Source organism: Actibacterium sp., from assembly GCF_055134745.1.
The window spans coordinates 24980-34885 of record NZ_JBSRVX010000038.1 but is presented as its reverse complement, the minus strand read 5'-3'; the positions used below and the strand labels follow the sequence as shown (position 1 = coordinate 34885).

General features: G+C 63.7%; 11 protein-coding genes. 7 read left to right on the top strand and 4 right to left on the bottom strand.

Translation table 11 applies throughout. The features are described from left to right. Positions 1-425 (top strand): cbb3-type cytochrome c oxidase subunit I (locus ACTCHC_RS08375; protein WP_463022028.1); only part of this gene is annotated, 425 nt, incomplete at its 5' end. A gap of 277 nt (positions 426-702) precedes the next feature. After that, positions 703-1203, top strand: coding sequence for a DUF2244 domain-containing protein (locus ACTCHC_RS08370; RefSeq protein ID WP_463022027.1), 501 nt, complete (start codon positions 703-705; stop codon positions 1201-1203). Positions 1204-1231: 28 nt separating this feature from the next. Here ACTCHC_RS08370 and ACTCHC_RS08365 read toward each other — a convergent pair whose 3' ends face one another. After that, on the bottom strand, positions 1232-1690 hold the full coding sequence (locus ACTCHC_RS08365) for a GatB/YqeY domain-containing protein (protein WP_463022026.1): 459 nt from the start codon (positions 1688-1690) through the stop codon (positions 1232-1234). 274 nt (positions 1691-1964) lie between these two features. Here ACTCHC_RS08365 and carA point away from each other — a divergent pair, with 274 nt between their 5' ends. Both carA and ACTCHC_RS08355 read left to right on the top strand, forming a co-directional pair. Continuing rightward, positions 1965-3119 (top strand): glutamine-hydrolyzing carbamoyl-phosphate synthase small subunit, encoded by a 1155-nt coding sequence (gene carA, locus ACTCHC_RS08360; RefSeq protein WP_463022025.1) that lies wholly within the window; start codon positions 1965-1967, stop codon positions 3117-3119. Between the two features lie 76 nt (positions 3120-3195). Then, positions 3196-5097: a glycosyltransferase gene (locus ACTCHC_RS08355; protein WP_463022024.1), complete on the top strand. Its 1902-nt coding sequence runs from the start codon at positions 3196-3198 to the stop codon at positions 5095-5097. Here ACTCHC_RS08355 and ACTCHC_RS08350 read toward each other — a convergent pair. Continuing rightward, a complete protein-coding gene (locus ACTCHC_RS08350; protein WP_463022023.1) occupies positions 5094-5747 on the bottom strand; it encodes a GntR family transcriptional regulator in 654 nt (217 codons plus the stop codon). The genes ACTCHC_RS08355 and ACTCHC_RS08350 overlap by 4 nt on opposite strands. A 98-nt stretch (positions 5748-5845) precedes the next feature. Between ACTCHC_RS08350 and ACTCHC_RS08345 the strand changes: the two genes are divergently transcribed. From ACTCHC_RS08345 to ACTCHC_RS08335, 3 genes are all read left to right on the top strand, one after another. Next, complete coding sequence (locus ACTCHC_RS08345) at positions 5846-6493, top strand: pyrimidine 5'-nucleotidase (protein WP_463022022.1); 648 nt, start codon at positions 5846-5848, stop codon at positions 6491-6493. Between the two features lie 69 nt (positions 6494-6562). Further along, on the top strand, positions 6563-7765 hold the full coding sequence (locus ACTCHC_RS08340; protein ID WP_463022021.1) for a UbiH/UbiF family hydroxylase: 1203 nt from the start codon (positions 6563-6565) through the stop codon (positions 7763-7765). Between the two features lie 235 nt (positions 7766-8000). Next, positions 8001-9059 (top strand): Hint domain-containing protein, encoded by a 1059-nt coding sequence (locus ACTCHC_RS08335; protein ID WP_463022020.1) that lies wholly within the window; start codon positions 8001-8003, stop codon positions 9057-9059. Here ACTCHC_RS08335 and ACTCHC_RS08330 read toward each other — a convergent pair. Together ACTCHC_RS08330 and ACTCHC_RS08325 are read right to left on the bottom strand one after the other, a co-directional pair. Further along, positions 8980-9438: an Lrp/AsnC family transcriptional regulator gene (locus ACTCHC_RS08330; protein WP_463022019.1), complete on the bottom strand. Its 459-nt coding sequence runs from the start codon at positions 9436-9438 to the stop codon at positions 8980-8982. The two genes, ACTCHC_RS08335 and ACTCHC_RS08330, sit on opposite strands and share 80 nt — an antisense overlap. Then, complete coding sequence (locus ACTCHC_RS08325; RefSeq protein ID WP_463022018.1) at positions 9435-9893, bottom strand: Lrp/AsnC family transcriptional regulator; 459 nt, start codon at positions 9891-9893, stop codon at positions 9435-9437. The genes ACTCHC_RS08330 and ACTCHC_RS08325 overlap by 4 nt, the downstream gene beginning before the upstream one ends. Positions 9894-9906: the final 13 nt, after the last annotated feature.

Genomic DNA, 9906 nt, shown 5'->3' with positions numbered 1-9906 from the left:
TGGGGGCCGTCTTCGCCATCTTCGCCGGGATCTACTTCTACTTCGGCAAGATGACGGGCCGGCACTATCCCGAATGGGCCGGCAAGCTGCACTTCTGGATGATGTTCCTCGGCTCCAACCTGACCTTCTTCCCGCAGCACTTCCTGGGCCGTCAGGGGATGCCCCGCCGCTACATCGACTACCCCGAGGCGTTCGCCCTCTGGAACTACTGGTCGTCGATCGGTGCCTTCATCTCTTTCGCGTCGTTCATCTTCTTCTTCGGGATCATGTTCTACTCGCTGTTCCGGGGCGCGAAAGTGACCCAGAACAACTACTGGAACGAATATGCCGATACGCTGGAATGGACCCTGCCCTGCCCGCCGCCCGAGCATACGTTCGAGCAGCTGCCCAAGCGCGAAGACTGGGACCGTGGCCACGCCCACTAAGGCAAGCCAAATGACAGATACGGAAAAGGGCTCCTTCGGGGGCCCTTTTTCATGGGCTGATCTCATCGGCGGGACAGAGCATGTTGCGCAAAAGTGGGAACCGGTTTTGCGTAAAAAACATGCGCAAACAAATAGCTAGAGCCTCGCGTGAATGCGAATGAACGCGACAGGCTCTAGGTCAATGCTGCGACAGCTGCACGCAGGTTTGGCGGGGTTTACTCAGGCGGCATCAGGGTTAAGTTGGGGTATAAGTTGAAACGACGGCTTTCCCAAACACATGCCCTATACATGGACCACCCCCGACACCCGGACCCGCGCCCTGCGGCTTTGGCCGCACCGTTCCCTGCCCCGGCGGGGTATGGCGGTGTTCATTCTGATTACTGTTATGATGATCTCGCTGCCGCTCTTCGCGGTGCTGGGCACGGCTGTGCTCTGGGGATTGCTGCCCTTTCTGATAGCAGCGGTCGCGGCGGTCTGGTGGGGGTTAGAGCGCAGCTATCGCGACGGCAATATCCTTGAGGAGCTGACGCTGGACCGCAACACGATCCACCTGACCCGGACCAACCCCAAGGGAGACCGACAGGAATGGGATTGCAACAGCTTCTGGGCGCGGACGGAACTGCATCCCAAGGGCGGGCCAGTGCCGTTTTATGTCACGCTGAGCGGGAATGGCCGGACGGTGGAAATCGGATCGTTCCTGTCTGAGGATGAGCGCAAGGACCTGTTCAATGACCTGTCCGAGGCATTGCGGATCACCAAGTCCGAGGCTCCGGCCTGAGGTTCATCAGGCCGGACGTTAAGCTGTCTTAACTCAGCCGCGTCTTGATCATCGGGCCGACCGTGCCGAAATCCATCTGCCCGGTGTATTTCGCCTTCAACTCGCCCATGACCTTGCCCATGTCACGGATCGTCGTGGCACCCGTGGAAGAGATCGCCTCGCTCACGGCGGCGTCAATCTCGGCGGCGGTCAATTGGCGGGGCAGGAATTCCTCGATCACCGCGATTTCAGCCCGCTCACGTTCAGCCAGATCGACACGGCCACCCTCTTCATAGGCGCGCACGCTTTCCATGCGCTGCTTGGACATCTTGCCCAGAATCGCCAGAACTTCGGCATCGCCCACGCCTTCGGAATCCGCATCACCGCGCGCGGCGATGTCGCGGTCCTTGATGGCGGCGTTGATCAGTCGCAGCGTGGACAGACGGTCCACCGCCTTGTCCTTCATGGCCTGTTTGAGGGCCGTATTGACCCGGTCGCGCATATCCATACTGCCTATTCCTCGGCGTTGTCAGAGAGGGGACACATAGTATGTCCTACCCCCGGGGGCAACCGTCCGGCCCATCGGCACTGCCATCTATGATTGACGCAGCGCGGATGACTTTGCGGCACGGCAACCCTTGACCCTGACTTGCGTGGCCCGTAAACCTCCGCAAGTTTGCGCCCCTGCTGCGCGGGCGGTCAGGGCATGATCTGCACAGACAGACCCGGTGACCGCGCCGCGCCTGCCATGGGCAGCACCCCTTCCGCACCGGAGACATGCCATGCCCCAGTCCACCGCCCCCCGCCCCACAGCCTGCCTTGCGCTGGCAGATGGCACGCTGTTCTACGGTCGCGGCTTTGGCGCCACGGGCGAGACGCAGGCCGAATTGTGCTTCAACACCGCGATGACCGGATATCAGGAAATCATGACCGACCCGTCCTATGCTGGGCAGGTGGTGACCTTCACCTTCCCGCATGTCGGCAACGTGGGCGTGAACCCCGATGATGACGAAACCGCCGATCCGGTGGCCGCCGGCATGGTGGTGAAATGGGATCCCACAGACCCCAGCAACTGGCGCGCGGCCGAACCGCTGACAACCTGGATGCAGCGCCGGGGCCGCATCGGTATCGGCGGGCTGGATACCCGCCGCCTGACCCGCGCCATCCGCCAGCAGGGCGCACCGCATGTCGCACTGGCCCATGACCCCGAAGGCAATTTCGATATCGCGGCACTGGTCGCGCAGGCGCGTGCCTTTTCCGGGCTGGAAGGGCTGGATCTGGCCAAGGATGTCACCTGTGCGCAATCCTATCGCTGGGATGAAATGCGCTGGGCCTGGCCGCAGGGCCATGTGCGCCGCACCGAGCCCGGCCACCGGGTCGTGGCGATTGATTACGGTGCAAAGCGCAATATTCTGCGCTGTCTGGCCAGCGCGGGCTGCGAGGTGACCGTTCTGCCGGCCAGCGCCACCGCCGAGGATGTTCTGGCGCTGAACCCCGATGGCGTGTTCCTGTCGAATGGTCCGGGCGATCCGGCGGCGACGGGCCAATATGCGGTGCCGATGATCCAGGGCGTGCTGGAACGTGACCTGCCGGTTTTCGGTATTTGCCTGGGCCATCAGATGCTGGCGCTGGCGCTGGGCGCGCGCACCATCAAGATGAACCACGGCCATCACGGCGCCAATCATCCGGTCAAGGATCTGGAAACCGGCAAGGTCGAGATCACCAGCATGAACCACGGCTTTACCGTGGACAGCCAGACCCTGCCCGCAGGTGTCATCGAAACCCATGTGTCGCTGTTTGATGGGTCGAACTGCGGTATCCGGATGGCGGATCGCCCGGTGTTCTCGGTGCAATATCACCCCGAGGCCAGCCCCGGCCCGCAAGACAGCTATTACCTGTTCAAGCGGTTTTCGGCGGCGATGGCGGCGCGGGCCTGACGAAGGCTCTCGCGTGTTAACCCGTTGTTAACCAAGCCGTCCCATGGTCAGATCAGCAGTCTGACCTGGGGGCCTTATGACAGCCAACGCGCAACTGAACCTGATTGTATCATCGCAGCCAAGGCATACCCGCCCCGCACGGCGCGCCCTGGGCAACATTCTGGTCGAAGACGGCGCGCTGGCCCCCGGTGACCTGCTGCGCGCCCTGGCCATACAACAACGTCAGGACCTGCGCCTGGGCGATATCCTGCTGGCCCATGGCATGGTCAGCGAAGCCCAGCTGGTTTCCGCGCTGGCCCGTCAGCATAACGCCTTTCCCGTCGATCTGGACCTGGTGCCGCCCGACCCGCGCCTGATCGACGAAATGGGGATCGAACGTTGTCTGGAAACCGCCAGCCTGCCCCTGCGCCGGCTGGGCGGGGCCACCATTATCGCGACCGCGCGCCCCGATGCCTTTGCCGCGCTGTGCCGCGAACTGCCCGCCAGTTTCGGCGAACCGGTTCTGGCGCTGTGCCAGGAACGGGCGCTGCATCGGGCCATCATCGCGCTGCGCAGCCAGCGGCTGGTGCGCAAGGCCGAAACCCGCGTGCCCGATGCCCAGGCAAGCCGCTATTGGTATGGGGGCGGGCCGCGCCGGGTGATCCTGACAGGGTTTACGGTTCTGCTGGTCGCGCTGGCACTGGCCCCCATCGGCACTTTGGCGGCGCTGACCCTCTGGGCGATGATCTGCATGACCGCAGGCAGCGCGCTGAAACTGGCCGGGGCCGCGGCCACCTGGGACGCATTGCGCCGCCGCCGCGATGCGGGCCCGCCAGCCCAGCGCCCCCTGATTGCCCGCCTGCCCGAAGTTTCGGTGATGGTGCCGCTGTTTCGCGAAGAGGACGTCGTGCCGCGCCTGATCGCCCGGCTGGAACGTCTGGATTACCCGCGCGAGCTGCTGGACATTTGTCTGGTGACGGAAGAGGACGACACCACCACCCGCGACATGCTGGCCCGCGCCACCCTGCCCTTCTGGATGCGCGTCATCACCGTGCCGAATGGCAGCCTGAAGACCAAGCCGCGCGCCCTGAATTTCGCGCTGGATTTCTGCCGGGGGTCGATCATCGGGGTGTGGGATGCCGAAGATGCCCCCGACCCCGACCAGATTCACCGTATCGTGCGCCGGTTTCATGAACGCGGTGCCGATGTCGCCTGCCTGCAAGGGGTGCTGGATTTCTATAATACCGGGCGCAACTGGCTGTCTCGGGCGTTCACCATTGAATATTCGGGCTGGTTTCGGGTGGTCTTGCCCGGCATTGCCCGCATGGGGCTGGTGGTGCCGTTGGGGGGCACCACCTTCTTCATCCGCCGCGCGGCGCTGGTAGAAATGGGCGGATGGGATGCCCATAACGTGACCGAAGATGCCGATCTTGGCGTGCGTCTGGCGCGACACGGCTATCGGACCGAACTGATCGACACCGTGACCAACGAAGAGGCCAATTGCCGGACCTGGCCCTGGATCAAGCAGCGGTCGCGCTGGCTGAAAGGGTTCGCGATGACATGGGCCTCGCATATGCGTCAGCCACGGCAATTGTGGCGCGATATCGGTCCGTGGAAATTCCTGGGGCTGCAGATCACCTTGCTGGGTGCGGCGTCGCAGGCGCTGCTGGTGCCGCTGGTCTGGTCGTTCTGGGCGCTGGCGCTGGGGCTGCCGCATCCCTTGACCGATATGCTGGGCGGGCCTGTGATTCATGCCATGGCCGTCCTGTTCCTTGTCGCCGAGGCGATTACCATGGGCGTGGGGGCGGCAGGGGCGGCCCGGGCGGGAAAAACAGCCCTGTGGGGATGGGTGCCCACCATGCACCTGTATTATCCGCTGGCGGCCTTTGCGATGTACAAGGCGATGTATGAGCTGGTTGCGCGCCCCTTCTATTGGGACAAGACCCAGCACGCGGTTGCCGGCGATTGCGAGGAAACCGACCTGCTGCCGCCGCCCTAGACGCCCCGCCCATATCCCGCGGCATCCAGCCGCAGACGCGCCTCATACGCGGTCGAGATATGATTGCGCAGCGCCTGATCGGCGGCATCACCATCATGGGCCGCAATCGCATCGACGATCGCCGCATGTTCGGCCAGCGCCTTTTCGCCGCGCCCAGCCGCCGCCAGCGAGGTCGTGGCCAGCAGTGCCATGGACCGGTGAACAAGATCAAGCTGCTGGACCAGAAACCGGTTATGCGATGCCAGATGCACCTGCTTGTGAAACCGCCGGTTGGCACGCGACAGCGCGCGCGGATCGCCCAGCAATACGTGATCTTCCTGCACCATCGCGCGCAGAACGCGCACCTCTTCATCGGTGGCATGGCGGGCGGCCAGACGCGCGGCCAGACCTTCCAGGGCACCGCGCACCACGTAAAGTTCGGCCAGCTGGTTATGGTTCAGCGAGGCCACGATCAGGCTGCGCCCGTCCCGCGTCAACAGCGACTGGGTTTCCAGCCGCTGCAGGGCCTCGCGGATGGGGGTGCGTGATACGCCGAACCGTTCGGCCAGTTCGCTTTCCACCAGCCGGTCGCCGGGGCGATAGATTCCGACATCTATCGCATCCAGGATCAGCGCATAGGCATCCTTGGTAACGGGTTTCATCTCGCTCATGCGGCCTCCGATCCTTGGCCCGCACCCTAGCCGCCCCACACCGCCCGATGCAAGCAAAGGTCATTGCCCCGCGCCGCGCCGCGCGCTAGCACTGGGCCATGGTCAAGCATCATTTCACCGATCGCCAATCCTGGGTCTTTGACCTGGACAACACGCTGTATCCGCCGGCCGCGCGATTGTTCGACCAGATCGAAACCCGCATGACGGCCTTCGTGATGCAGGCGCTGAGCCTGGATCAACCAGCCGCCGACCGACTGCGCCACGCCTATTGGCGCGACTATGGCACAACGCTGGCCGGGCTGATGGAACGGCACGATCTGGATCCGGGGCCCTATCTGACCCATGTCCATGACATCGACCTGGCCGCATTGCAGCCCGACCCGAACCTTGCCGCACGCATCCGCGACCTGCCCGGCCGGCGCATCGTGTTCACCAACGGATCGGCACCCTATGCCGAACGAGTGCTGGCCGCGCGGGGTCTGACGGGGTTATTCGATGCGGTTTACGGCGTTGAACATGCCGGATATCGGCCAAAACCAGAGCCCGCCGCCTTTGAGGCGATTTTCGCCACCGACGGGCTGAACCCCGCCTTTTCGGTGATGTTCGAGGACGATCCGCGCAATCTGATCGCGCCGCACGCCATGGGTATGCGCACCGTGCATGTGGCCGCCGCCCCGCAACCGGCCGATCACATCCATCACCACACCAATGACCTGCTCGGTTTTCTGCATCAGTTGACGCAATAGCGACTGCGCCGTTTTGATCACTGGCACAGGCCGGTTTCAGACTATATTCCTGATCTCAGGGGGCATGCCATGAACCGTATCACCACAGATATCCTGATTGCCGGGGGTGGCGTTGCCGGGCTGACGGCGGCCGCGGCCTTTGGCACGGCCGGCTTTTCGGTGCTTTGCGTCGATCCGGCGCCGCCCGTCACCGATGGCACGGCCCAGGGCGCCGACCTGCGCACCACGGCCTTTTTGCAGCCGGCCCGCGATCTGCTGGCCGATGCCGGCCTGTGGGATCGGCTGGCCCCGCATGCCGCCGCGTTGCGGGTGATGCGTATCGTCGATGCCGGCGGAGCGCTGACCGAACCCCGCCTGACCAGGGATTTCATCGCCGATGAAATCTCGGACCTGCCCTTTGGGTGGAACCTGCCCAACTGGCTTTTGCGCCGTGAAATGGTGGCACGGCTGAACGAATTGCCCAATGTCGACTTTCGGCCCGGCCTTGCGGCTGTCGGCGTTTTGACGCGCGAGCGCGAGGCCCTGGTTACCCTGTCGGACAAAACGCAGGTTGCAGCACGGCTGCTGGTCGCCGCCGATGGGCGCGGGTCCGCGATGCGCCAGGCGCTGGGAATAAAACTGCGCATCATCCGCTATGGCCAAAAGGCGCTGGCCTTTGCCGTGACCCACCCGCGCCCGCATGACAATATCTCGACCGAGGTGCACCGCACGGGCGGACCGTTCACGCTGGTGCCGCTGCCCGACCGCGACGGCCTTCCCTGTTCGGCGGTGGTATGGATGGATCGCGGCCCCGAAATCACCCGCCTTGCAGCACTTGCAGATGATCTGTTCGTGCAGGAAATGAACGAGCGTTCCGCCGGGGTCTATGGGCCCCTTGCACTGGCCACCGCGCGCAGCAGCTGGCCCATTGTCACGCAGATCGCCAGCCGCTTTTGCGCCCAGCGCAGCGCCCTGATCGCCGAAGCGGCCCATGTCGTGCCCCCGATCGGGGCACAGGGCCTGAACATGAGCCTGGCCGATATCGCCTTGCTGGTCGAATTGGCCCGCCAGGCCCCCGCCTCTATCGGAACCCCCGCCATGCTGGACAGATACCACCGGCAACGCTGGCCGGATGCAGCCGCGCGCGTGGCCGGGATCGACGCGCTTAACCGGGCCTCGATGATGGGGGCGCCGGGCTTGCGTGACTTGCGGGCCGGGGCACTGAACGCGCTGTATTCGCTGCCCCCGGTGCGGCATGCGCTGATGCGCGCAGGGCTGCGGACATCAGGATAAAAGCGTGAAAAAGTCACATTTTGATCAACTGCTTAACCCAATCTTCAGCGAAGGATGGGCTGAATGACAGGCACCACATGTGTTCTGCCAACCAGAAATGGGCGGTTAAATGGCCGAGGCATCCTTTATACTGAACGGCAACAATGTTCTGGCGGAACCTGCATTCCTTGGCGGATCTTCTCGCGACCGCACCCATCGCGCATCGCGAATCGTTCGGTCCGGTCGCATTCTTTTCTTGCCCGGTCAAACCATCGAATTGCTGGCTGATAATGTCACCGCCCATGGGGAAATCACCGCCGCGACGGTCTTCACGGGCCTGAATGTCTATGCAAATGCCGCTGACTATTTGGGGGGCAGTCCCCGGTACCAGTATGGTCTGGCCAACCCGCAGCAGCCCGTGAACATCTGTTCAGATAGCGCGGCGCTGGGGCAATCTTACGTGCTTGTCGATGCTGGTGGCCTGCGCTGCTGTGACCCCGGCGCGCCTGCGCTTGGGCAACTGCTGCTGGCATCCGACATCGATCTGACGCCCGTGCCAAATGGTGTGCCGGTCAAACTTCCAGGCACCCCCGGTGATCACAATGCGTCAATACAACCGACGGCACAGCCTGCCATTTCCGCCGACACCGATTGCGACACCGCTATTCCCGGCAGCTTCGCGCGCGGAACCCTGATCGAAACAGATGGCGGGCCTGTCCCGGTCGAATCATTGCGTGAGGGCGATCTGCTTCGGGTTCTGGACGGGTCGCTGAAACCCGTGCGCTGGATCAGATCGCAAACCGTGGACGGAACCGGTCGTGACGCGCCCGTGCGTATTGCTGCGGGTGCCCTGTGCAACCGGCGCGATCTGCTGGTGTCGCAATCCCACCGTATCTTGCTGTCTGGCCCGATGGCAGAGCTGCTTTTCGGCGACTCACAACTTATGGTCGCTGCGGGCGATCTGATCGACGGCGCCGAAATCCAGCTGTCTGCCTGCGCGCAGATCGAATATTTTCATATTCTCATGGATGGCCACCAGGTGCTGTTCGCCGAAGGCTGCCCCGTGGAAACAGCCCACCCGAGCGAGCCGGCCTTGCAATCGCTGGATCGCAAGACGCGACGCGAATTGCGCGACCTGTTTCCCGACCGTCGATACCCCGCCTTTCCGGGCGGCCTGTCGCGGCGCGCGCTCAGCATGATCGAGGCGCGCGCCTGGCAATTGTTCGATGCCGCCACTAGCCCAGCGGCCCGGGGCGTCTCTCTTCGGACAGCAGCACATTCGCTTCGACATCGCCCACTCCGGGCAGCGTCATGATCCGGCGGCGCAGGACACGCTCGAAATCAGACAGATCACGCGCCACCACCCGCAACCGGTAATCATACATCCCCAGCACGTGCTGCACCGTCTGCACCTCGGGGATGGCGGTGACGGCGCGCTCAAAATCCTCAAGGCTGACGCGGCCCTTGGTGGCCAGCTTCACCCCAAGAAACACCGTCACGCCAAATCCCAGCGCCTGTTTGTCAAGGATCAGCCGCCGTCCAGCCAATATGCTGGCCTGCTGCAACCGTTTGATCCGCCGCCATGTGGCCGGCTGCGACAGGCCCAGACCACGCCCCAGCGCACCGGCACTTTGCCCCGCATCCTGGGCCAGTGCACGCAACAAGGCGCGGTCGATATCATCCAGTTCGGTCACAGCGGCAGTGCCTCGTCCATCTTGATATCGGCCAGATGCATCAGGGCCTCGATCTCGGCGATATGTGGCAGTGTCAGGATGCGACTGCGATAGATCTCCTGATAATGCGCCATGTCGCGGGCCAGCACGGACAGTCGCACATCGACCCGGCCAAGAAAGGTCTGAATCTCTATGACTTCAGGGACTTGCCGCGCGGAATTCAGAAAATTATCGAAGGCGCGCGGGTCGGTTTTATCTAGCGTGAATCGCAGCGACACCTCGACCGCATAACCCAGCGCGCGCCAGTCGATCACCGCGCGCTGTCCCTGCAACACGCCCGCCTGTCGCAGCCGCTCCAGCCGCCGCCAGCAACTGGCCGCCGTCAGCCCGGCGCGTTCCCCCAGTTCGGCCGACCCGATTTCGGGATCGGCCTGAAGATGGCGCAGCAAACGCCGGTCGGCATCGTCGATCCGCATGAATATTTCCAAA

What these genes read in the sequence shown, in the direction of transcription:
- ACTCHC_RS08370 (WP_463022027.1), top strand. Translation starts at nt 703, where the DNA reads ATGCCCTATACATGGACCACCCCCGACACCCGGACCCGCGCCCTGCGG.
- ACTCHC_RS08365 (WP_463022026.1), bottom strand. Translation starts at nt 1,690, where the DNA reads ATGGATATGCGCGACCGGGTCAATACGGCCCTCAAACAGGCCATGAAG.
- carA (WP_463022025.1), top strand. Translation starts at nt 1,965, where the DNA reads ATGCCCCAGTCCACCGCCCCCCGCCCCACAGCCTGCCTTGCGCTGGCA.
- ACTCHC_RS08355 (WP_463022024.1), top strand. Translation starts at nt 3,196, where the DNA reads ATGACAGCCAACGCGCAACTGAACCTGATTGTATCATCGCAGCCAAGG.
- ACTCHC_RS08350 (WP_463022023.1), bottom strand. Translation starts at nt 5,747, where the DNA reads ATGAGCGAGATGAAACCCGTTACCAAGGATGCCTATGCGCTGATCCTG.
- ACTCHC_RS08345 (WP_463022022.1), top strand. Translation starts at nt 5,846, where the DNA reads ATGGTCAAGCATCATTTCACCGATCGCCAATCCTGGGTCTTTGACCTG.
- ACTCHC_RS08340 (WP_463022021.1), top strand. Translation starts at nt 6,563, where the DNA reads ATGAACCGTATCACCACAGATATCCTGATTGCCGGGGGTGGCGTTGCC.
- ACTCHC_RS08325 (WP_463022018.1), bottom strand. Translation starts at nt 9,893, where the DNA reads ATGCGGATCGACGATGCCGACCGGCGTTTGCTGCGCCATCTTCAGGCC.